General features: G+C 28.9%; 19 protein-coding genes and 2 pseudogenes. 18 read left to right on the forward strand and 3 right to left on the reverse strand.

The window, feature by feature from the left end:
- The first annotated feature begins 105 nt into the window (after nucleotides 1–105).
- The 11 genes and pseudogenes from CC89_RS03290 to CC89_RS03335 all read left to right on the forward strand — a co-directional run.
- Complete coding sequence (locus CC89_RS03290) at nucleotides 106–708, forward strand: TetR/AcrR family transcriptional regulator (protein WP_035288996.1); 603 nt, start codon at nucleotides 106–108, stop codon at nucleotides 706–708.
- A 93-nt stretch (nucleotides 709–801) separates the two neighbouring features.
- Nucleotides 802–1506, forward strand: coding sequence for an ABC transporter ATP-binding protein (locus CC89_RS03295; RefSeq protein WP_035288998.1), 705 nt, complete (start codon nucleotides 802–804; stop codon nucleotides 1504–1506).
- Between the two features lie 2 nt (nucleotides 1507–1508).
- On the forward strand, nucleotides 1509–4874 hold the full coding sequence (locus CC89_RS03300) for an FtsX-like permease family protein (protein ID WP_035289001.1): 3366 nt from the start codon (nucleotides 1509–1511) through the stop codon (nucleotides 4872–4874).
- 26 nt (nucleotides 4875–4900) lie between these two features.
- Nucleotides 4901–5056: a hypothetical protein gene (locus CC89_RS20345; protein WP_185750663.1), complete on the forward strand. Its 156-nt coding sequence runs from the start codon at nucleotides 4901–4903 to the stop codon at nucleotides 5054–5056.
- A 102-nt stretch (nucleotides 5057–5158) separates the two neighbouring features.
- On the forward strand, nucleotides 5159–6412 hold the full coding sequence (locus CC89_RS03305; protein WP_035289003.1) for a M28 family peptidase: 1254 nt from the start codon (nucleotides 5159–5161) through the stop codon (nucleotides 6410–6412).
- Between the two features lie 136 nt (nucleotides 6413–6548).
- Complete coding sequence (locus CC89_RS03310) at nucleotides 6549–7406, forward strand: DUF1186 domain-containing protein (protein ID WP_035289005.1); 858 nt, start codon at nucleotides 6549–6551, stop codon at nucleotides 7404–7406.
- Nucleotides 7407–7680: 274 nt separating this feature from the next.
- Nucleotides 7681–10383 carry a DEAD/DEAH box helicase gene (locus CC89_RS03315; protein WP_035291125.1) on the forward strand — a complete coding sequence of 901 codons (2703 nt, stop codon included), beginning with the start codon at nucleotides 7681–7683 and terminating at the stop codon, nucleotides 10381–10383.
- The gene (locus tag CC89_RS03320; RefSeq protein WP_035289008.1) at nucleotides 10384–11100 is read left to right on the forward strand and encodes an SWIM zinc finger family protein; all 717 of its coding nucleotides are present in this window, start codon (nucleotides 10384–10386) and stop codon (nucleotides 11098–11100) included.
- Nucleotides 11101–11492: 392 nt separating this feature from the next.
- Nucleotides 11493–12584, forward strand: a complete 1092-nt coding sequence (locus CC89_RS03325; RefSeq protein WP_035289010.1) for a radical SAM/SPASM domain-containing protein — start codon at nucleotides 11493–11495, stop codon at nucleotides 12582–12584.
- A gap of 87 nt (nucleotides 12585–12671) precedes the next feature.
- Nucleotides 12672–13908: pseudogene (locus tag CC89_RS21405) on the forward strand (ATP-binding protein); the annotation flags it as partial.
- 291 nt (nucleotides 13909–14199) lie between these two features.
- Nucleotides 14200–14670: pseudogene (locus CC89_RS03335) on the forward strand (PD-(D/E)XK nuclease domain-containing protein); the annotation flags it as partial.
- Between the two features lie 246 nt (nucleotides 14671–14916).
- Here the strand turns inward: CC89_RS03335 and CC89_RS03340 are convergent.
- Complete coding sequence (locus CC89_RS03340; RefSeq protein WP_035289014.1) at nucleotides 14917–15861, reverse strand: hypothetical protein; 945 nt, start codon at nucleotides 15859–15861, stop codon at nucleotides 14917–14919.
- Between the two features lie 241 nt (nucleotides 15862–16102).
- Between CC89_RS03340 and CC89_RS19840 the strand changes: the two genes are divergently transcribed.
- A complete protein-coding gene (locus CC89_RS19840) occupies nucleotides 16103–16303 on the forward strand; it encodes a gamma-glutamyl-gamma-aminobutyrate hydrolase family protein (protein WP_051931446.1) in 201 nt (66 codons plus the stop codon).
- Between the two features lie 184 nt (nucleotides 16304–16487).
- On the opposite strand, the gene CC89_RS03350 is transcribed toward CC89_RS19840, so the two are convergent.
- Entirely contained in the window at nucleotides 16488–17213 is a 726-nt protein-coding gene (locus CC89_RS03350; RefSeq protein ID WP_035289017.1) for an EcsC family protein, read from the reverse strand.
- Between the two features lie 261 nt (nucleotides 17214–17474).
- Here CC89_RS03350 and CC89_RS03355 point away from each other — a divergent pair, with 261 nt between their 5' ends.
- Nucleotides 17475–18506 carry a DUF5700 domain-containing putative Zn-dependent protease gene (locus CC89_RS03355; protein WP_035289020.1) on the forward strand — a complete coding sequence of 344 codons (1032 nt, stop codon included), beginning with the start codon at nucleotides 17475–17477 and terminating at the stop codon, nucleotides 18504–18506.
- A gap of 375 nt (nucleotides 18507–18881) precedes the next feature.
- Here the strand turns inward: CC89_RS03355 and CC89_RS03360 are convergent, their stop codons facing one another.
- Nucleotides 18882–19421 carry a GNAT family N-acetyltransferase gene (locus CC89_RS03360; protein ID WP_035291127.1) on the reverse strand — a complete coding sequence of 180 codons (540 nt, stop codon included), beginning with the start codon at nucleotides 19419–19421 and terminating at the stop codon, nucleotides 18882–18884.
- Between the two features lie 319 nt (nucleotides 19422–19740).
- Between CC89_RS03360 and CC89_RS03365 the strand changes: the two genes are divergently transcribed.
- The 5 genes from CC89_RS03365 to CC89_RS03385 all read left to right on the forward strand — a co-directional run bounded on the left by CC89_RS03365 (nucleotide 19741) and on the right by CC89_RS03385 (nucleotide 24801).
- Nucleotides 19741–20661 (forward strand): ABC transporter ATP-binding protein, encoded by a 921-nt coding sequence (locus CC89_RS03365; protein WP_035289024.1) that lies wholly within the window; start codon nucleotides 19741–19743, stop codon nucleotides 20659–20661.
- A complete protein-coding gene (locus CC89_RS03370; RefSeq protein WP_035289026.1) occupies nucleotides 20654–21391 on the forward strand; it encodes a membrane protein in 738 nt (245 codons plus the stop codon). The genes CC89_RS03365 and CC89_RS03370 overlap by 8 nt, the downstream gene beginning before the upstream one ends.
- 4 nt (nucleotides 21392–21395) lie before the next feature.
- The gene (locus tag CC89_RS03375; protein WP_035289030.1) at nucleotides 21396–22868 is read left to right on the forward strand and encodes an ABC transporter permease; all 1473 of its coding nucleotides are present in this window, start codon (nucleotides 21396–21398) and stop codon (nucleotides 22866–22868) included.
- 125 nt (nucleotides 22869–22993) lie between these two features.
- On the forward strand, nucleotides 22994–23854 hold the full coding sequence (locus tag CC89_RS03380; protein ID WP_035289033.1) for an ATP-binding cassette domain-containing protein: 861 nt from the start codon (nucleotides 22994–22996) through the stop codon (nucleotides 23852–23854).
- Nucleotides 23855–23871: 17 nt separating this feature from the next.
- The gene (locus tag CC89_RS03385; protein WP_035289036.1) at nucleotides 23872–24801 is read left to right on the forward strand and encodes a hypothetical protein; all 930 of its coding nucleotides are present in this window, start codon (nucleotides 23872–23874) and stop codon (nucleotides 24799–24801) included.
- Nucleotides 24802–24804: the final 3 nt, after the last annotated feature.

Raw genomic sequence — 24804 nt, forward strand, 5'->3', positions numbered from 1 at the left:
GTACTTACAGTTCATGTAAGGTAGCTGTTATCTTTTAATCCATGATATGGCATTGACAAAACATTAAAATTATCATAAAATTTAAAAGTGAACGGGGGTTTTCTAATGCAATATTTAAAGGATGAAGTTAGAAATAGTATAGTAGAGGAAGCTTTAAAGGAATTTAAGGAATTAGGTTATAAAGGAGCTTCTATAAGAAGTATAGCTAAAAGAGCAAATACTTCAGTGGGGAATATTTATAAATATTTTAAGTCTAAAGAGGATTTGTATGAGAATTTGATAGGCTCAGTGTATTATAGGCTTATGGATTATATTAATCAATTTCATAAAGTTGAAATTAATGATAGGGCTGAGGAAATTTTTTATGGACTTATGGAAAAAATAATGGAGATATTTAATGATAATAGCACAGAGATTGCTATACTGTTTAATAAAAGTAATGGATCTAAATATGAGAATTGTAAAAGTACTTTTGTTGATTTTGTTACTAGAATTGTTACAGAAATGATGAAATATCAGCTATTTTCCCAGGGTAAAAGGCTTAAGGACAATTTTATTATATACCTTGTTTCCCATAGTCTTATAGAAAGTATTTCTATTATACTTGAACAGAGAGAAGATGGAGCTGAGGTAAGAAGACTTATACTTAATATAATTGATATCTTTTATATGGACCTTAAAGATAAACTAGATAGTGAGCAAATATAATGAGGATATTTCCATGTACCTAAAAGGTAATAATATTTTTTAAAACAAAAGAGAACCGTGGTTCACCATGGACGGATTGGAGGAATTTAATTAATGGCGAGTTTTATAGAATTAAAAAATGTAAAAAAGACTTATGATATGGGGGAAGTTCTCATTAAAGCGGTGGATGGTGTTTCTTTTTCCATAGATAAGGGAGAATTTGTTGTTGTTCTTGGCCCTAGTGGAGCAGGAAAATCTACAATTCTTAATCTTTTAGGTGGTATGGATCAGGTGACAGATGGAAATATATACATAGATGGAAATGATATTAGTAAATATAATAAAAAGATGCTTACAAAGTATAGGCGTGAAGATATAGGTTTTGTATTTCAATTTTATAATTTAGTTCAGAACTTAAATGCTGTGGAGAATGTGGAACTTGCAGTGGAGATATGTAAAAAACCAATGGATCCAGTGAAGGTGCTTAAGAATGTAGGACTTGAACATAGATTATATAATTTCCCTTCTCAACTTTCAGGCGGAGAGCAGCAAAGAGTATCTATTGCAAGGGCTATTGCTAAAAATCCTAAATTACTTCTTTGTGATGAGCCTACGGGAGCTTTGGATTATAATACTGGAAAATCCATACTTAAGCTTTTATCAGATACTGCAAAAAAATATCGTATGACCATTGTGGTTATTACTCATAATTCTGCCATAGCTCCAATTGCTGATAAAATTATAACTGTGAAAAATGGAATGGTTGAAAGTATAAAGAAAAATACTAATCCTATTTCAATAGAAAGTATAGAGTGGTAATTATGAAGAAAACATTTTTTAAAAATTTATTTAGGGATATAAAAAATACATTTTCAAGATTCTTATCTATAGTTGTAATAATTGCTGTAGGAGTGTCTTTTTATGCAGGAGTTAGAGCTACTAGTCCAGATATGAAGATGTCAGGGGATTATTATTTTAATAAAAGTAACTTTATGGATTTTAAAATAATTTCAACCCTTGGACTTACAGAGGATGATTTATCAGAGATAAAAAAGCAAAAAGAAGTTAAAAGTGCAGAAGGTTCATATTCAATAGATGCAGTAATAGAGAAAGATAAGCAATTACTGGTTCTTAATATTAATTCATTACCAAGGGAAGAAGGTATAAATAATATAAGAATCACTAGTGGAAGAAGACCAAAGAGCAATAATGAAGCTATAGTTGAGGAAAGGTTTTTAAAGGAGAATAAACTAAAATTAAATGATAAAATAATTCTTAAGTCGGGTAATGATAGTAAGCTAGAAGAGAGTTTGAATAATATTGAGTTTAAAATTGTAGGAACTGCAAAGTCTCCATTATATATATCAGCTCAGAGACAGCTTAGTTCTGTAGGAAATGGCTCTGTAAGAGGGTTTGTATATGTATTACCAGGGGTTTTTAAAAGTGAAGTTTACACGGAAATATATGTAAAAGGTGATAGCGAGCAATCAAAGGAAAGCCTTTTAAATAATGAAAGTTATAATAATTCCAATAAAGGTATAGAAAAAGCTCTTAAGGATATGGGTTTTGCAAGAAATAAAATAAGATATGAGGATGTTATAAAAAGTAGTGAAGATAAAATAAAAGAAGCGGAAAATAAGTTGCACAGTTCTAAAAAAGAAGCACAGGATAAATTTGTTGAAGGTTATAAAAAATTAGATGTTGCAAAAGAAAAAATTGCTAAGGGTAAAGATGAGCTTAAAGAGAATGAAATTATTTATAATCAGAAGATGTTAGATGGGGAAAAACGCATTGAAGAAGGTAAAAGCAAAATTAAATCTGCTGAAAATGAAATAAAGCTAAAGTCTGAAGAAATTAAAAATGGAAAACTTCGTATAGCTGAAGGAAAAAAGAAGCTTGACAATAGTGAAAAAGAGCTTAACTTAGGAAAGAAAGAAGCATCAGAAAGTATTTCTTCAGAAATATCTAGAAATTTATCAGATTTAAAGGCGAAGTTAGATGCTGATCCAACTAATCCTATATATATACAACAGTACAATTCTTTAAACTATGTATATGAAAATAATATTAAGGGAAAAGATTTTGATAGTATGTATAGTTCCCTAAAAAATGATAATATGCTAGATATAATAAATAATTATTTCCATATAGAAAGTGTAAAAAGCAATTTTAATAAGGCAGCTTCGGAAATTAGTGCTGGCCGAATAAAGATAGCACAGGAGAAAAAATTACTTATTCAAGGAGAAACTCAGCTTAATGCAGGTATATCTGAATTACAGCTAAGTAAGAAAAAAATATCAGATTCACAGATAGAATTAGATAAAGGCAGACAGGAAGGTCTGAAAAAATTAAATAAAGGTAGAAAAGAACTTCAAGATGGTGAAAAGCAACTTAATTTAAATTTGGAAAAATTAAAAACGGAAGAGAAAAGTGCAAATAATAAGTTTAAAGAAGCGGAAGAGAAAATTGAAAAGAACAAGAAAAAACTTAAGGAATTTAAAGAGCCTGATTGGTATGTGCTAGGCAGAGCCACCAATGTGGGATATGAGACCTACAGACAGGATAGTAATAGAATAGATAATATAGGAAAGGCCTTTCCACTTATATTTTTCTTAGTGGCGGCATTAGTTAGTCTTACCACTATGACAAGAATGGTTCAAGAAAAGAGAATAGAGATAGGAACCTTTAAGGCATTAGGGTATTCTAGAGCAGCGATTGTAGCACATTATCTTATATATGCTCTTTCAGCTAGTTTAATTGGCAGTTTAATAGGAATACTTATTGGATTTAGGTTATTTCCACCTCTTATTATGAATGCCTATAGTTCACTTTATGCTATACCTGCTTCAAGTACACCCTTTAATACAGGATTTGCTTTGCAGGCATCCATACTAGCTATATTATTTACGGCTACAGCTGCAGTGGCAGCCACATTAGAGGAATTAAGGGAAGTTCCAGCTTCTTTAATGAGACCTAAGCCACCTAAATCAGGTAAAGAAATATTACTTGAAAGGATAACCTTTATATGGAGAAGATTAAGTTTTACTAAAAAGGTTACTGCAAGAAATATATTTAGATATAAGCAAAGACTTTTTATGACTGTAATAGGTATTGCAGCTTGTACAGGATTGATGATAACAGGGTTTGGACTTAAGGAAGGAATAGTAGGTGCAACAGAAAGACAATTTGGAGAGATTTATAAATATCATATGCAAGGCACATTGACTAAAACTATAGATGATAAGGAAAAAAATAATATAAAGGAGAAAATTTTAAATAAGGATAATGTTAAATCAGTGATATTTACCTATAGCAAAAATGCCACAACTAAGAAGAAAGACTCAAAAAATGAAGGTATTAATGAGGATATTTATGTGGTTGTTCCAGAGAGTAAGGATAAAATTAATAACTATATAAATCTAACAATGAATGATAAAGCTTTAAGTATTAATAATGAAGGTGTAGTTTTAACTGAAAAGCTATCTAGGCTCATTAATAAAAAGGTTGGGGACAATATTGTAATTAACTTAAATGATAAAGATATAGAAGTTAAAATTGCTGGCATAACAGAACAATATATTCAGCACTATGTTTATATGAGTCCTGAATATTATAAAAAGATTACTGGAGCCAGGGTAGATTTTAATAGTTTTTATGGTATTCTTAAAGATACGTCCCATGCTAGTGAGAATAATCTAGCCAAGGATTTAAAGGGCATTAAGGGTATTAACTCAGTAGGCTTTAAAAATAATATATATGTTGATTATAATAAAAGTATGGAAAGTGTAAATACTGTAGTACTAGTACTAATAATATCTGCAGGAGTTCTAGCTTTTGTTGTAATATATAATCTTACCAACATAAATATTAATGAAAGACGAAGAGAATTAGCTACCATAAAACTTTTAGGTTTTTATAATAATGAGCTAGCAAATTACATATACAGGGAAAATATTATATTAACCATAATAGGAAGCCTAACGGGAATACTAATGGGGATTTTTCTTCATAGGTTTATAATAATTACTGCAGAGACAAATATAATAATGTTTTTAAGAAAAATTAGTCCAATATATTTTCTATATTCTGTCTTATTAACCATGGTGTTTTCTGTAGTTGTAAATTTAGCCATGTATAAAAGGTTTGACAAAATTGATATGATAGAATCCCTCAAAAGTGCGGAATAAAATATGCTAGCTGTTACTTTTTAAAAATGGTAAATGATTTTAAAAAAAATAGAGGAGTATATGCAACGGGCATGCCTAAACAAGTAATGACAGCTAAAATGTTTAAAGAAGTTTATAAGGTCAATGCTGAAATGATAGAAAAAGATAATGAAAGTTTCGTTATTATTAAAGATGCAATATAGGTAATTTTTACTTCTATATTATTCATTATCAACCTAAATTATAAAAATAGTGTTATAATTGAGAGTATATTCTATTAATTTCTTAATTAGGGGGTTGTGGGCATGAATAGTGAAGAAAGACAATTTGAATTACTTAAGAAAATGAGCTTTGTTAGAACTAGCGGCAGTGAAAAGGAAATGGAAGCTCTTAATATTTTAAAAGCTGAACTAGATAGTTTAGGATTAAAAAGTAAAGTAGAGCCTTTTAAAGTAATGCGTTACCAGATAAAAAAGGCTAAATTAGAAGTTTTGGAACCTTTTTATAAAGAATTTAAAGTAGAAGGTGTAGGATTAACAGGAAATACCTCTCCAGAGGGATTAACTGCTGAACTTGAATATGTAGAGAGTGCAGAGGAAGTTAATTTAGTTAATGCTAAGGGAAAAATAGTCCTTGTAAATGGGTATATGAGGGCAAAGAAGTTTAGAGATATAGTAAGAGCAGGAGCTATTGGATACATAGTTTTCAGCGGTGAATTTATGGATGATGAAGAAAAAACAGATATTGCTAAAAATGCTATAAGAGAAAAACATTTAGAATTTGGAAAAATTCCTGGAGTAACTATGAGAGTTAAGGATGCTCTTGAAATGGTTAAATTAGGAGCTACAAAAGTTCGTATAACACTTGAACAAGAAGAAGGAACAACAGATTCTCATAATCTTATTACAGAAATAAAGGGAACACAATATCCAGAAGAGGTTGTTGCATTTATGGCTCATTATGATAGTGTTCCATTTAGTAGTGGAGCATATGATAATGGAGCAGGCTCTGTAAATATTATGGAAATTCTTCGACATTATTTAGAAAATCCGCCTAAACGTACTTTAAGATTTATGTGGTTTGGTTCAGAAGAAGTAGGACTTCTTGGAAGTAAAGCATATGTTAAAGAGCACGAAAAAGAACTTGAGAATATTAAATTTGGAATAAACGTGGATTTAGGTGGAGCAATTATTGGACAAGATAGGGCTAGTATAATTGCCAATGAAAGTTTATGTCATATGATTGAATACTACGCAAAGGAAGTATGCTTCCCGATTTCAGTTAAACAAGCTATATACTCCAGTGACTGCATGCCTTTTGCAGATAAGGGTATACCAGTGGCAAATTTCATGCGTGTAGGTGAAGATGGAGCTATAGAAATTCATAATCGTTATGATATTATAGAAAATATTTCTCCTAAAAATTTATATAAAAGCATGAACTTTATTAAGAATTTCAGTGAAAAGATAGTTAATGCAGCGGTAATTCCAGTGCTAAGAGAAATTCCTGAAAAATTAGTTAAGGAAATAGATGAGTATTTAATGAAAGACTTAAAATAAACGGGAGAATTAAAGCACTATTCTTTATAGGATGGTGCTTTTCTCATTTATATTGATTTAATTTTAAAAGTAGGCCATGTATAAAATAATTTTAATTGGCAAAAATAGTAATAAATAACTGAAAGGGGTTAGTTTTATGAATGAATTGCTTGAAAGTATTAAATATAATAATAAGGAATTTCCTGAGCAAGAGCTAAAATATATAATAGAACATAGAGAGAATTTTATACCAGAATTTCTTAAAATATTGAAGAATGCAAAGGAAAATTATGAAGAAATTTTAGAGGATGAAGAATATTTTATACACATATATGCGCTTTATCTTTTGGCTGAATTTAAGGAGAAAAAAGCTTTTTCATTGATTATTGATTTGTTTAGTTTACCTGGAGAAATTCTATATCAGATGTTTGGAGAATTTATAACAGGGGATTTGTGCAGAATTATGGCATCAGTTTGTGGTGATGATATAGATTCAATTAAAAAGTTTATAGAAAATAACAATATTGACGTATACATGAGAATTGCTGGCATAAATACATTTGTTGTACTTTTGGCTGAGGGTATGATTTCAAGAGATGAAGTAGTTAAATACTATAAAAGTTTATTTCAAGGAAAATTAGAGAGAGAGCATTCAGAAATTTGGAGTGGGCTTATTAATGCATGTTGTGATATACATCCAGAAGAATTTTATGAAGATATTAAAAAACTTTATGAAGATGATTTAGTAGAAGATATGTATATATGTTTAGAAGATGTAGAAGATGTAATGAAGTTTAATAAAGAACATGTAGTTTCTGATTTGAAAAATCAATCATATCATACATTTATTACAGATACTATAAGTGAGTTAAAGTCATGGGCAAGCTTTGAGAGGAAAGACATAATTCCATTAGATAGGGTAAAATATAAAGAAAAAAGTAAAAGAGATAATAAGAAAAAGAAGAACAAAAAAAAGCAGGCTAAAGCTTCTAAGAAGAAACAAAGAAAAAAATAATGGATGATAAAGTAGTTATTATAGTAAATATTCCATCAGTGGATACAGTATATGAAGAACTTATGAAAAAATTTATAGATTTAAAGGTATTAGATGAATAGATAATAACAATATATAAATGTCTGTTACAATTAACTTAATAGTAAGTTGTAGCAGCTTTTTTATATACTAAATTTACATAGGTTTTTGGATAAATATTGATTCTAAGTTATGTATAAGCTAAAATTGTATGTATCAATATTTAATAGCAAGATAGGAGAATATTTTGAATAAGATGAATAAGGAAAAAAAAGAACTTATAGTAATTTTTAATGAAAAGGGTTTTATGTTAGACTATGAAACAATTAGTACTAAAGTTTTGTCAGAGGAAGCTCAAAAGGAACAATGGAGTTGGTATGAAAGATTTTTAGAAGATAAATATAAAGCGCTATGGGATTTTGGATTTATTGAAAAAAAGGAATGGATGTCATCTACCATAAGTTTCTTATATTTGTTATCAAATAAATTAATATTTAAAATCTCGACACAATCAGATATTGAATTTACAAGGGAAGATGCGGAAATAATTTTAACACAAGAAGATATAGAAGAAATAAAGCAAAGTATTCCCTTTGGTGTAGGTATGGAGTTAGTTGATGATGAATGGATTGTACATATATGGAATGAAATCTTTGAGGTATATAAAAGAGAGATAAAGGGATATAAAGGAACTGTTAAAGACTTTATAATGGAGAGAAATACTAATATTACTGTAGTAGGAAGAGTTTATTTTCACTTAGTTGAAAATAAAGATAGAGAGTATCCTTTTGCGTTTCTAGCTACATATTCAACAGAAGATAAAAACATTCAAGAAGGCAAAAAAGTTAAATCACAAGAAAAAGAGCATGCAACCCTGCGTAAAGCAAAGCATATGCCACTAAAGAACGCTTTATTAGAATACAAAAATAATGAACAAAAACTTTTACAATTAATGTCTACAATAAGTAAAGCTGCTGGTAAAAGTGAGTTTATATCAGGATTAATGGAGAGTGGAGAATTATTCTCACCACTGAAATTAACGAAGGAAGAGGCTTATGTAATATTAAAGGAAATACCTATTTATGAGGAATCCGGGATTATGTGTAGAATTCCTAATTGGTGGAGAAGAAAGGGCAATTCTTTAAGGCTTTCTGTAAATATTGGAAGTGAAGAACCGTCAAAAATAGGAATGGATGCAATATTGAGTTTTCAGCCAAACTTATTTTTGGGTGAAGATAAAATATCAAAAGAAGAATTAAAGAAACTTATTGAAGAATCAGAAGGGCTAGAACTTATTAAAGGAAAGTGGGTTGAAATTGATAAGGAAAAGCTTAAAAAAGTGTTGGAGGCATATGAAAAAGCTGAAAATTTATCCAAGGCTGAGGGACTTACTATAGCAGAGGCTATGAGGATGGAGTTAAGTATAGAGGAAAGACTTGGCATTAGTGAGCAAGAATTAGAATTACAAGTATCTAGTGGGGAATGGCTAAAAAGCTTGAAAGATAAGATGTGTAATCCTAAGGTAATAAAAGAAAGAGATGTCAATGAGACCTTTAGGGCTACATTAAGACCTTATCAAAAGACAGGGTATTCATGGCTATATTATATGCAAAACATTGGATTTGGTGCTTGTCTTGCAGATGATATGGGGCTTGGTAAAACGGTACAGGTTATTGCACTTCTTGAGAAACTTAGAATAGAAGAGAGTGGAAGGGTGCTACTTATAATTCCAGCGTCTTTAATAGCAAATTGGCAAAAGGAAATAGAGAAGTTTGCTCCTGAAATGTCAGTGTGTATACTTCATGGAAAAGAAGCAAAAAATGAATTAGATGACAGGGAGAATTCATTTTTATATATTACAACCTATGGAATGGCAACTCGTTTAGAAAAATTAAAGGATATTTATTGGAATTTAGTTATATTAGATGAAGCACAGACAATTAAGAACCCTGGTACAAAACAGACAAAAATAATTAAACAATTTAAATCAAAAACTAGGATAGCCATGACAGGAACTCCTATTGAAAACAAACTTTCAGATTTATGGTCATTATTTGATTTTTTAAATCCAGGACTACTTGGAAATGCAAAGGAATTTAAAACTTTGACAAAACATATGAAAGAAAACAATAAGAGTTACGGAAAACTTAGAAATATAGTAAGTCCATTTATATTGAGAAGATTAAAAACGGATAAAACCATCATAAAAGATCTGCCAGAAAAGGTTGAAAACAAAGAGTATGCTACATTGAGTAAAAAACAGGTTGTACTCTATAATAAATTAGTAAAAGAAATAGAATTTAAGTTAAAAAATGCAGAGGGTATGGAGAGAAAGGGGTTAGTGCTTTCAAGTATAATTAAATTCAAGCAAATATGTAACCATCCAGATCAGTATCTTGGATTGGAAGAATTTAAAATTGAGAATAGTGGAAAATTTGAACAGCTTAAGTGTATTTGTGAAAATATATACGAAAAAAGAGAGAGGGTAATTGTATTTACTCAGTTTAAGGAAATGACTGAACCTATTTCAGATTTTCTTGAAAAGATATTTAATAGAAAGGGATTAATCTTACATGGAGGTACACCGGTTAAAAAAAGAGGCCAAATGGTGGAGTATTTTAATGGGGAAGAGTATGTGCCATATATGGTACTTTCGTTAAAAGCAGGTGGTGTAGGACTTAATCTTACTTCAGCAAATCACGTTATTCATTTTGATAGATGGTGGAATCCAGCAATTGAAAATCAAGCTACGGATAGAGCGTTCCGTATAGGGCAGAAGAAAAATGTTATGGTACATAAATTTATTACATCAGGAACCATTGAAGAAAAAATTGATTTGATAATAGAAGATAAACAAAAATTAGCAGGGGATATAATAGCTTCTTCTGAAGAAAAGTGGATTACAGAGTTCAATAATGCTGAACTTATGGAATTATTTAGGCTAGGTGGTGAACAATAAATGGGGTTTTATGGGTTTCATGAATATGTTCCAGTGGCAAAGAAAAAGGAAAATGCTAAAAAAACTGTTGAAAAACTTAGGAAGAAAAATCCTAATATTGCTCCTATTATTATAGAAGGAAATCAAATAGCGAAAAAATGGTGGGGAAAAGCTTGGAATAAAAATCTAGAAAGTTATGCGGATTTTAGAAATAGAATAGGGAGAGGGCGAAGTTATGTAAAACATGGAGCTGTAGTAGATTTGCAAATTAAAAAGGGGAATATTGAAGCATTGGTTCAAGGTAGTAGTTCCAAACCCTATAAGGTTGAAATCCAGATTGATAAATTCAGTAGTGTAAAGTGGAAAAAAGTTATGGAGTTATGTAATCATAAAATAGAAACTCTAGAAGCATTGATTGCAGGTGAATTTCCAAAGGAACTTGAACAAGTATTTAAGGAATCAGAAACTGGACTGTTTCCATCGCCTAAGGAAATACATTTTAGTTGTAGTTGTCCTGATTCAGCTATTGTTTGTAAACATGTAGCTGCTGTATTGTACGGAGTAGGTGCTAGGTTAGATAGTGATCCAATCCTTTTCTTTAAGCTTCGAGATATTGATTTTGAGCAGTTAATTAAAAAATCAATGGAAGATAAGATGCAGAGTATGCTTAAAAATGCAGACAAGAAGAGTGAACGTGTTATCGATGATGAAGAGGTATTTGATTTGTTTGGTATATAGAGAGGTGGAAAGTTTTGAGGGAAAAAGATGAAGTAAAAACTGAATAAGTTAGATATTTATAAAGATCTGTGGATTTTAAACAGTAGCTATATCTTAGCTGCTGTTTTTATTGCTATTTTAAGTAAAAGAATTTTAATATATATGTTAATATTAGATTAAACAATATTAATACCATAACATTTAAATTAATCTGTTAAATATATTAAGATTAACCCACAAAAAGCATTATATTACTTGAATTAAATTTATTGTTCCGAGCTTTTATGCAAGTCATGGAGGAGAAATTTCATAATTCCACCACATTGTACCTTATTGTGGGTTAATCATATTAATATTATTGAAACATTTGTATATGTTCTTTTTATTAAATAAATAGTTTTGGAGGTATAGTAATGGGCCAAGCATTTGATTTATCTGAATATATGAGTAAAGGTATTGAAAATATAGTAAAGAATGTTTTAAAATCATCAATAAAAAAACCAAAAGAAACTGCATTTGTGATGAAATATATGTTAGCGGTAAAAGATGCAAAAAATAAAAGAGACATATTAGAAAGTGAAGGAGAACATATACCACCATTTTTTATGGGGAGTATTGCTACTAATTGTAATTTGCATTGTAAGGGCTGTTACGCAAGAGCTAATAAATCTTGTGGAGATAATTTAAAAAGTGATGAGTTATCACAAGAAAGATGGGGAGAGATATTTATCGAGGCAAAGGAGCTTGGAATTTCATTTGCATTGTTATTAGGCGGGGAACCCTTAATGAGAAGAGGGGTTATTGAAAAAGCTTCTTCAATTAAAGAAATAGTTTTTCCAATCTTCACAAACGGAACTATGTTTGATGAAAATTATATAAATTTATTTGATAAAAATAGAAATCTAGTGCCAATGATAAGTATTGAAGGTGATAAGAATCAAACTGATGACCGAAGGGGAATAGGCACTTATAGTTCAATAATGGCTGCAATGGATAGTTTAAATAAAAAAGGAATTTTATTTGGCGGTTCCATAACTGTAACAACTGAAAATATAATGACTGTTACAAGTAGAGAGTTCGTACAGGAACTTTATAGTAAAGGGGCAAGAGCATTAGTATTTGTGGAGTATGTTCCAGTAATTGAATCTACTAGAAATCTTGCTCCTACAGATAAAGAGCGATTAGTATTAGAAGAAAACATAGAAGTGTTAAGAAAAATATTTGACAATATGGTATTTTTATCATTTCCTGGGGATGAGAAATATTCAGGTGGATGTTTAGCCGCTGGAAGGGGATTTTTCCATATAAATGCTAATGGCGGAGCAGAACCATGTCCACTTTCACCATATTCAGATGTTAATTTAAAAGAATGCAGTTTAAGGGAAGCTTTAAGATCACCACTATTTAAAAAGCTTAAAGATAAGGAAATGCTAATTGGAGAACACGATGGAGGATGTTTATTATTTGAAAAAGAGGAGGATGTTAAAGAACTATTAGAATTGTAGGGTTAATCAATATAGGGTATACTATTAAATATAGTAGATAAATAGCTTATTTAAGCATAGATAAAATTAAACAAGGAGTGAGAATGAATGAAAAGAATACCCTATGGCATTTCTAATTTTGAGGTTTTAAGAGAAAAAAATTACCTTTATGTAGATAAAACTTCATATATAGAATTATTAGATAGATACGCTCCTTATAATTTTTTTATGAGACCTAGAAGGTTTGGAAAAAGTCTTTTTATATCCATGCTTGAAAATTACTATGATATAAATAAGAAGGATAAGTTTGAAAAGCTATTTGGGGATTTATATATAGGTAAAAATCCTACGGAAGATAGAAATAAATTTCTTGTTTGGAAAATAAGCTTTGCAGGAGTAGATGCAGGACATGGGGAAGAAGAACTTAGAAAGAGTTTTAATACAAAAGTAACCTTTTCTATTAGAAATTTTATTGAAGAATATTCTAACTTTTTTCAGGATGAGAAAATAGTTGAAGATTCCATTAAAGCAGAAGCAGCTGTTGAGTATATAGCATATCTTTCTAGAAAGGCAAAAATACCTATTTTTGTACTAATAGATGAATATGATAACTTTGCCAACGAACTCATTACAGGAGGAAGAAAAAGTACTTATAGTAGTATACTTCATGGTGAAGGTTTCGTTAAAGTTTTCTATAAGGCTATAAAAGATGCCACAGCAGACAATTTTAACAGAATATTTATGACAGGCGTAAGTCCTATAATGTTAGATGACTTAACTAGCGGATTTAATATTACTATGAATTATACTTTAGACCAAAATCTTAATGCTATGATGGGTTTCACAAGGGGTGAGCGATCAGGTAGGCATAGAAGATATAGGTCTTAGAGAAAAGATATGTGCTGATATGACTAAGTATTATAATGGATATAAATTTAATAAGAATGGGAAATCAGTTTTTAATCCAGATATGTCTATGTACTTTCTTAACAAATATTTAGCGTATAATGAATATCCAGAAGAAATGATAGACAACAATGTAAAAACGGATTATGGAAAGGTGAATCAATTAGCATATAATTTCAATGACAGAGAAGCTCTAGAGGAAATAATGACATCGGGAGAAACCTCTACTATGCTGGTAGATAGGTTTAATATTCATACCATGTATAGTGTAAAAGAAAACTTTAAGTCATTACTTTTTTATCTTGGTATGCTTACAATAAAAGAGCAGGGACCTCTTGGAACTGTACTTAAGGTGCCAAACTACGTTATAAAAACAATATACTGGGAGCAGTATTTTCAAAGAATAAATGAAGACTATGATTATCCCACAAAAAGCATTACATTACCTGAATTATGAAATTTCTCTGGAATGACTTGCATAAGAAGCGAAGGAACTGTTTAAATTTAATTTTAGAAATTCTTCTTTTAGACAGATAAAATTATCGTAACCCTTAAAAGGACGCCAGGCTAGCGAACCTGAGGCAGGACGCTGAATGTGAGCGTTAGATAATTTTATATGGCTAAAAGATTAGAATTTCTTAAATTAAATTTATTGTTCCGAGCTCTTATGCAAGTCATGGAGGAGAAATTTCATAATTCCATCACATTATACCTTATTGTGGTTTAATCAGACTATAATATCCAAATACAAAATGTAAGAATAGCTGTCAATGAAATGAGAATGCATGGAGATATTCAGCCATTAGTAAAACTTCTAAGTAACATACTAGAGGATTTATCTAATAGAGATTTAATAAAAATGGATGAAAAGAATGTAAAGATGATGCTTTTAACTCTTCTAGGTGTAGATAGTACTTATTTTATAAAAAGTGAAGATGAAAATAATAATGGCTATGTAGATATAATGCTTAAAAGAAAGATTCAGTTTAAGGATATAACTAAATTCCAGTGGATTATAGAGCTAAAATATATAAAAGAAAGTGAAAGAGACACTTTAGAAAAAGTAAAAGAAAAGGGGTTAAAACAGCTTCAAAGCTATGGAGAAAGTAAAATGGTTCAAGAAGAGCTTGGAGATGATGATTTAAAGAAAGTATTGATTATCGTTACAGGAAAGAAAAATATTTATACTGTGAGTTTATAGAAAAATAAATACTTCAGCTTGACATACTCCCTTTATGACAACAGTTTTATTATTTTAACTGTCTACCATAAAGGGAGCAGTTTATATATGGATGGTAAAGATGCTGCTAATCGTGCACATTCATTGATTAAAAATAATGTACTAGTAGATGTTGTGTCTGGACATGATTTTCATCAATGCCAAGATTTTTACTATGTTTGCTTATGTAATATAAAAATGCATGAAGGCAAATTAAATTATAAGTTTTTAATCGTTAATTTTATAAAAATCAAAACTTATATCGTAAGCTTCTTTAATGTTTTCTTCATTAATATCCTCAGTATTTACCATGTGCTTGTACATAACTATATAATATCCGTCTAAGCTCTTTTCAAATGTGTTGGAAGTTTTTAATGCATTTAATCCATCTTTTAGAATATCTTTTGTAAATATATTCTTATTTGACAATGCATTACTTATTTTTCCTAATTCATAAAACAATTCAATATCATCGTCATTTATTTCACGTAAACAAATATTATTGCTTATCCCAATTGAATTCTTATTTTCTATATGAAAATTACTATTTATTCCTATGACATTCTTAGTAAAATTACCATATAATTTTGTTATATTTTTTCCAAACCTATAATTTAAACAATTTCTATTGAAGTAAGTAAAACTAATAGATGTATAATCTCTATCTTCCATTATTTCAGGGGGAAGATATCTAGGTGCTTTGCTTAAGATTTTTTCTTTATTTTGTGTAATTTCTCTTGATATAGTAGCACTTTTTATTCTCATTTGTTTTGGCATATAATAAATGTATGAGGCTAATGCAGCTAATATTGAACATACAAAAATAAATTTAAATACTATAAATAAAGTACTTGTCATGTTATTGAATTTGTACGACTTAATAGAAAAGATTATAATAAAAATAATATGTGTACATAACAATATAATTATAGGAATAAAGCATTTTGTTATAACAGTAGTGTTATACTTTGTAAGCCCTACAAATATAGCAGGATATCCTAATAATGAGAGTGCTTCAATTACTATAATTACTACATTTAAGATTATAAATTTCTTATAATCACGCTTAGTGTATTTGTATTTATTTGTATTATGGTATTCACCTTCACTTTTATTTGTATAAATTTTTCCGTTTTCTGTATACATGCAACCATTGTATTTTTCTTCATTCATATGTTTATTTCCTTTCCATTATTAGTATGAATTTGTATATTGTCTTTTGAGCTCCTACAATTATATATTATAAATGAATTTTACAAAAATAGCATTAAATAATTAATATATTATTCATTGTTAGCCTATTAAATTTAAATGTAGAAAAATTATGATATAATGTATAAAGGTAATTGCAGTTATTTTATAAAGGTTCTTGTAGGTCATAAAGGAAATGGGATATCAAACTAGGGGGATTTTAATGAAAACAAATAAAAGACCTATAATAGGTATTTCAGGTAGTGTACATTTAATTAATGAGGGGGTTTTTCAGGGACATAAAATACTAGGAGAAAAGGCGTTAGTTAATAGCTTTCATCATCAAGCTGTAAAAGAGGTTGCTAAAGGCTTTAAAGTTGTTGCAGTATCAAAGGATAATGTTGTTGAGGCTATTGAAAAATAGGGAGAAGATTTTGTGCTTGGAATTCAGTGGCATCCTGAAATGATGATTGACAAGCATGATGTGATGCAGAAAATATTTAATATGTTGGTGGATAAATCTTCCGTTTAATGATAGTTTACGATAAGTCAGGTACTTTGGAAAGAATTCCGAGTGCCTGACTTTTTTTAGAACTATTTTTGTTTTACTACAAAATATCCTTAAACATCCTCAGTCTATAAGAGTTCATAGATGTCTCACCTAATTTATTCATTAGTTTGTAATTAGCCACAGCTCCAACGACTGCACCAATGCCTGGAACTAGCTGCAGAGTCTTAGCAAGATCAATATAATCTCTATATTCTTGCTGAAACTTTCTCCAGTTGAAGTCATTAATGTCTTGTGGAAGAGATTTAGCGTATATATTCCAATTGCGAATATACTTATAAATCTCCAACCGCCTTTCTTTACTAGAGAAAGCTAGTTGAAATATATATAGAATGTATAATCTCTCTTTATAGTTTTTAACATCAAATCCATACAAACTAGTTGTGTCAAAGAGAAATTTTATTTTTATCCCTAATAGTATAGGAAAATCCGCAAGACCAACAAAGAAACCACCGGCACCAGTGCCAGCACCACTAATAGTAGCAGTTTTTTTATAAAAATCCAGTTTATTAAGAACTTTTTCTTCTCTTTCTTTAAGAGTAGCGTTTGTTAGGGGAGGTTTAGTGGAAAATTCAGAGCCAATAAGTACGCCTTTAACCATATTTTTTATTCCCATAGTTATGATTTCATGAGCTTTTTCTGGTATAAAACTATTCATTTTATTTTGAAGCCCCTTTGCTATGTCAATGTTAATAAAGGGCTTTTTACTCATTTTTTTATCCCATAATTTTAATTCATTAATTGCTTTTTGCATGTAAACTTCCATTATGACACCTCTCTTTAAAGATATTTTATCATAAATATAGTTTATACTGAATTTTTAAATTTATATTTTAGAATATTTTGATGTTAATATGAAATTTTTATTTAAAAATAATAGGTAATGGCAAGTAACTAGAAAAACGAAATTAAAATGTAGTATAATAAACTTAGGAAGCAGTGGCAAATATAATTACTAAATATAAACATTGAAAAACAGTGTGTATGTTTGGGATACTAGATAGTAAAATTATTGGGGGTTATAAAAATGAATTTTAAAATTAGGTACAAAACTATAAGTTCAATGCTTGAACTATGTAAAAAGTTAAAATGGGGCAATGTAGAAAAAAAGAAAATCGAAGATTTAGTTGAACATGAGGATTATAAATTTGAATTTGAAAGATATAAAGGTAAAATTTCTAAAGAAGAATTTACAGAATATTTCATGAATTTGCCTAATATAAAGGAAGAAGAAATAACAAACAAAGGTTTAAGGATACATCATAAGTTTTATAAAGATTTACTAGATAATTTAGATTTTTATATGGAAAAGGTTAGTGAATTAGATAAATTTACAGAAGAGCTATTTGAGCAGCAGATATCCATTGCACTAAAGGGGTTGCCAGAAGATATAAGTTTGCCAGAATTAAATTTTATTTTTACAGTGGGAATAGGACAAAGCTTTGGATATGTGTATAAAAATGGCATGCATTTTGATTTTTTACAGTTAGTTAAGGAAAAATCAATAGATGATTTTTGTGCTACTATAGCTCATGAGGTTCATCATGTGATACTAAATACTATTTATGAGGAATTGGACCTCAATAATATGCCAATTGAAGATTTATTTTATCTTTCTTTTTCTGGGGAAGGATTGGCGGTAAAATACTGTAATAATGCTGAGGGAGTTTTATCTAAGAGCATACATGCTGGTCCTAAAAATATAGGCTTGGATAAATTCACATGGGAATATCTCAATAAGGATTTTTATAATACCATGAAACAATTTAAAGCTTCTATAAATTATATAAGAGCTGGTCATATTAATACAATGGAAGAACTATTTAATTATATGGAAGATTATTGGATGAATCCATATGTAGAAGGTCAGGATAAAAACAATGATATACCTAAGCTAAAACACTTTAGAGTATATAGTTTTGGAAATGAGATTTGGGGAATAATACATGATTGTTTTGGAAAAGAAATGGTATATAAAACCATAAGAAATCCTCAAAGTTTCCGAGAGATATTTAATAAAGCTCTAGAAAAGCTTTCACATGAAGAATTTAAAATATAAATAGTTCCTTTGCTTCTTATGCAAGTCATTTCAGAGAAATTTGATAATTTAAGTAATTTAATACTTTTGTGGGATGAACATAAAAATATAATTTGGACAAATTCATATAAAGGATTTGTCCAAATTTAATGTTCACAAAAAACTTCATGTGAAGCTTGAAATCTTTTATTTAGAATATAATTTTTTTGAAGTATAAAATTATTTTTATACTTTGTCCAGAAAGATAGTATTTATTAGATGATTATCCCACAAGAAGTATTAAATTTATTGTTCTGAGCTCTTGAGCAAGTCATGGAGGAGAAATTTCATAATTCTACTATATTGTACCTTTTTGTGGTTTAATTATTAGACAACTCTATAATAGTGGCACCAGAATTAGTAATTGGAATTGTCAAATCTAAATATTAATTTATACCCATCAAATGTTTCACCAAACTTTTCTTCATATACGCCCTTGGTATAATTTGAAACGGTCTTTCTCCAAAATTTTTGTCCCCGTATATTTTTTTTACATGAATTAGTATAAAGCTCCCATTTACCTTTAAATTTATCAAATATTTTTGAAGCTGCATGGGAGCCTATCCCTTGTCCTCTAAAAGGTCTAAGTAAAAAGAATTCGTTAACATAATAATCTGTTCCTTTTGATGTATATGGTGGCGTTGCCACAAGCATAAATCCTGCTGGTATTTCGTCTACGAGAATTAAAAAAGGATAGAGGCAATTAGGCTTTTCCCACCATATGTTAAACACTTTATTTTGATCTGATAAGGTTTTATAGTCATTACTTTCTTCAAAAACTCCATGCTTATTAGGCAGAAATCCATAATGTTCTGAAAGATCATGAAGGTATAAAGGATAGAGATTATTAATAATATAAGCATTTTCTTTTGATGTTAGTATTAGTTTTATATTCATAATTAGTGCTCCTTCTATAGTTCTATAATTTTGATTATTGCCAGGCCCTTGTAAAATATTCTCAGGGGCCTGATTTATTTTACCATTGTTGCCATGATTTAAATATAACATAACTGTTATATTTTCTCAATTTCATAAATGGTTCGGAGGTGAGTTTAATTAATTAGTTATTGCTTTTTAATATTTTAAGATAAAAATTGAGATAAAAAATTATGAATTATTCTTTATAACAAAAAACTTTTTTCAATTACTTATCGTAGTAATTAATAGATACTAAAAAATAAAAGATAAATGAAAGATTATAGAGGAGGGAATATTTGTGAAGAAAATAATAGCTTTTGAGAATGTATCAAAAATTTATAATAAAAATTTTTATGCATTAAGAGATGTTAATTTAGAAATTGGAGAAGGGATGTTTGGACTTTTGGGACCTAATGGAGCAGGAAAAAGTACTCTCATGAAAAGCCTTATTACCCTTATAAGTCCTGAAAAGGGGAATATTACAGTTGAGGGATATGACACTAAGACTCATTCATTAGAAGTTAGAAATATAGTAGGGTATCTTCCACAGGATTTTTCTATATACCCTAATTTAACTGCATTTGAATTTTTAGATTACATGGCTCAGCTCAACAATGTAGGTGGAAGAAATATGAGATGTAAGAAGATATATGAGGTATTAGAAAAAGTTAATCTTTTAGAGCAGAAAGATAAAAAAGTCGGAGGCTTTTCAGGAGGAATGAAGAGAAGACTCGGTATTGCCAATGCTATAATAAAAGATCCTAAAATTTTAATTGTAGATGAACCAACAGCAGGACTTGACCCGGAGGAGAGAATTCGTTTTAGGATGCTACTTGTGGAATTAAGTAAACAAAAATGTGTAATATTATCTACTCACATTGTAGAGGATATATCTAGTTCTTGTGAGAACATAGGGCTTTTAAATAGAGGTAGCATACAATATATTGGTTCACCTATGGAATTTATATTGAAAGCTAAGGATAAGGTTAAAGAATTTAAGGCTATAAATCATGAAGATATATTATATTTAAAGGATAAATATGAGGTTATATCTATAAGAAGAACCTCAAAGGGAACTTTTTTAAGGGTAGTTGGAGAAAACTTTTTAGGAGCAAATAAAGGAATAGAGGTGGAACCTAACCTTGAAGATGCTTATATGTATTTTATGAAATATGGACAAAAGGTAAATTATCAGGAAGGAGAAAATAAGTATGCTTAGAAATGTATGTATAGTGGCAAAGCAAGAGTTTAGAAGCCTTTTGAAAAATTGGATTACAGTTATTTGTATTATTGCTCTTGTAGTGGCACCTATATTTGTATATAGTCCAATACAAAGTAATAGTATGTGGAAAGAGGCATTTGCTGCATATCAATGTAACAATGGATTAGTTATGATAGCAATAATGATAATACCTATTATAGCTATAAGTATTTATTATAAGGATGAGGTATCTGAGATGCCCGTATTAGTATTTTCACAACCTATTAATGGTAAAGCATATGCTGCAGGTAAGTTTTTGGGAGCATATAGTTATTGCTTATTGTTTGGAGTAATAGAAAATTTAGTTTGGATGTTTATGCCTCTATATTTCAAACAAATGCCCTATTCACCACTTCCATTTTTGAAATATTTTATTATATATTCTGTACCATCTTTTTTGGCAGCATTAGCTTTTACTTATTTTTTAGAGGTTTTCTTTAGTATTAAACCTTTAACTATATTTTTACCTATGTTTTTATTTATGAGCTTGGCAGGAGAAAAGGCTAATAAGTATGGAGTGATTATATCTTCAACCTATACTAGTAGTTTGTATGCAGGTAATCCTTTGAGTCAGAAAGATATAAACTATATCCTGGCTAATAGGATATTCATATTAACTTTATCAGTAGTATTTATAATACTAGCTATATTAAAATTTTCTCCTAAAAAATTAATGGATAGAAGGTGATTTTATGCTTTTAAGATATCATTTTAAACAACAATCAAAAATTATGGTGGGAATTTCAGCTACCTTTATGGTATTGGTATTCATTTTTAATTTATTAGAAATGAATAGAGAATGGTATACTTTAAGTTTGATAATAACTTTGTTACCGGTATTTTTTACAGCTAATATATTTTCAAGTGAAATTGAAAAGGGAACGGATTTTTTAATTTTTACATCTAGAACACCAAAATATAAGGTACTAATACAGAAGTATTTATCTGCATGGATTACAAGTGAAAGTGTAATTTTTATTGTATATATTTCTGCTTTAATTATGGGATTTGAAAAATCTATGTTTACACTTATGGTTATAGTTATATATTCTACTTTGCTTAGCTTAATAGGACTTTTAATTAGCAATATTAGTGGAAATACACTATTGGGTTATGGTATATCACTAGGTATATGGGCAATGCAAATGCTTTTGGGTGCTAGCTGGCATGAAAACAACCCCTTTGCATCCATTAATGTAAATCTAATTAATAAATCAGTACCAATATGGTCAAATATATTTTTTATAGTTATTTTGATAATGATACTGGTGATTTTAAATTTATTTATAGTAAGTAAAGGAGAACATTTAAGGAGAAAACTTATTTATAAAGGTTCGGTAACAGTAATTACTTTTTCTTTAATTTTCTTATTTATATATAATTCTTTTTTCATGAAGATGGAGTTTTGGAAAAATGATACATGGAATTTAGTAAAGGGACAAAATATTAAGTTACATCATAAAAATTTAGACAGTGATCGTGCAGAAGAATTATTTAAAATATGTGATACAGAAAGTAAAATATTAGAGGACATATTTGGAAAAAATATATGCTATAATGAACTTTATATGTGGCGTGGCAAGGAAAAAGATTTTACTAAAAGTAGAAAAGGTGTATATACAATGCCATATAGTACATTAAAGAGTTTTAATCCTGTAGAATATGGTGGAGAATACTGGGGAACATATATAAATACAATTTTATTGGAACCTATGTTTAAAAATATAGAAAGAAGTAACGAAAATGAAATATTGATGGAATCTTGGAAAGAATATATATACCATGCGTATGTAGTTCCTAAATCAGGAGGAAAATTTAAAGAAAATAAATTAATCCAAATACCAGAGTACTATAATAATAAAGAAGAATATTGTGAAAGTTTAGAAAGAGATTTAAAAGAGGTTAAGAGTGATAAAAAAGGTATACATGCTTTAGCTTCTATATCACAAAATCTTTTGTATAAATTAGATAAAAGTAGTCATGAAAAAACTATAAAACTTCTTAATTCCATATATAACAATGAAAAAAGTATTTCTTATGATGATATAAAGAATTTTATAGAGAATAACTATAAAGATAATACGGTTGAAGAAACACTTGATTTATACGATGACATAAGAAAATATCATGAAAAGTATTATGCTGATAAACAGTATGTAAGATAATTAACTATACATTTAAAGCAAATTAATAAAATCAATCAAATTGATTATAGAAATTATGTGTTATATGGTTTAATCATATAGATATATTAACTAATTTATTTGAAGTAATAGAAAGGGGTTATACTGTGGAACTAAGCATTAAAAATCTTACTAAAGTATACGGAAAAAAGGCCGTTTTAAATAATATATCTTTAACTATGTCAAATGGGATAGTTGGAATTTTAGCTCCTAACGGAGCAGGTAAAACAACACTTTTAAATATTTTATCAACAGTCAGTACTCCAAGTAGTGGAAATGTTTATTTAAATAGAAGAGATATTTTTAAAATGGGGGAAAAATACAGAAACATTATAGGATATTTACCTCAAAACTTTGGTGTATACCCTAGTTTTACCTGCGAAAAGTTTTTAACTTATTTTGGAGTTTTAAAAGGTATTTCCAAACAGCATATAGATTACAAGATAGATGAACTATTAGAGATTGTTTCTCTTAAAGATGTAAAGAAAAAAAAGATTAAGACTCTTTCAGATGGAATGAAAAGGAGAATGGGAATTGCACAGGCGCTTTTAAATGATCCTAAAATTTTAATACTTGATGAGCCAACAGCTTCATTAGATCCCAATGAAAGAATTAAATTTAGAGATTTTTTAATTGAAATAAGTAAAAGTAAACTTATTATTTTATCCACACATATAGTATCTGATTTAGAGTCAACAGCCACAAATTTGGTTTTTATAAAAAATGGACAACTTCTTTCACATATAACCCCAGAAGAAGTTTTGAAAGAACTTGAAGGTAAAGTCTTTGAAGTTACCACTAATTTAGATGAGCTTAAAGAATTAAAGAAAAAATATCTAGTAAGTCACAATATTAATAGAAAAAATGGCATAGCTGTTAGAATTATTGGAGAGAAACCAAACAATAAAGGTGTAATTGTAGAACCTAATCTAGAGGATGCTTATATTTATCACTATAAATATTTATAGGATAAGGGGAAATAATAATGTTTTTTGGAGTATATAAAGCAGAACTTTACAAAATAATAAAATCCTATAGATTTAAAATAGTTCTTTTAGTTATATTAGCATGTTCAACTTATAATATTGTAAATGCATATAAAAAATTTCCTCAATACAATTGCATATATGAACAAAATAAAAAAGATTACATTAATAAAATTGATGAGTATGAAAAAGATTTGCATGAGTTAAATAATGAAATAGATATATATATCAGTAAAAGCATATTAGATTTTTATAAAAATCACTTTGCTGTTGAACCAAAACAGGATTTTTCGCAAGGAATGGCTGAGGCCATATTTAATGACACTTATTGGCTTCCTCTTTTACTTTTGTTTTGTGCTGATATAGTATGTTTTGAAAAAACAAGAAATATAACAAAGGTGCAATTTGCAACAGGTACAAGCAGAGTAAAATTATATTATTCTAAATATATGGCCATGCTGTCAGCAATGTTAATAGTTTTTAGTGTGAATTTAATATTTTCATTTATATTTAGTGGTTATTTAATGGGTTTTTCTGATTTGTCTAGTTCCATAAGGAGTGTGCTGTGCTACAGCATGGCAACGGTTGAAAGAAGTGTAATAGATACATTTATTATAAAATCAGTTTTGACAATTTTAATTTTAGCCTCAGCTGCAGTTTTGTTTTTGGTAGTATCTACATTAGTACAAGATGTGGTAACTTCTTATATTATAAGTGTATTGTTGGTAACAAATTCATGGTCATTTTATAATGCATTTGGAAATGGTACGGGAATTTTTAGATATTTTTTTATTTCTTTTTACAGTGGAATTGATTTATATTTTTATGGGCAGCCCATTTACAGTATAAAAGTCGGAGTGATATCAATGGTTGTTCAAAGTATTTTATTATATTTTTTTGGATATCATTTTTATAAGCGTATTGAATAATAA

This window comes from Clostridium sp. KNHs214, assembly GCF_000744935.1.
Lineage (GTDB): Bacteria > Bacillota > Clostridia > Clostridiales > Clostridiaceae > Haloimpatiens.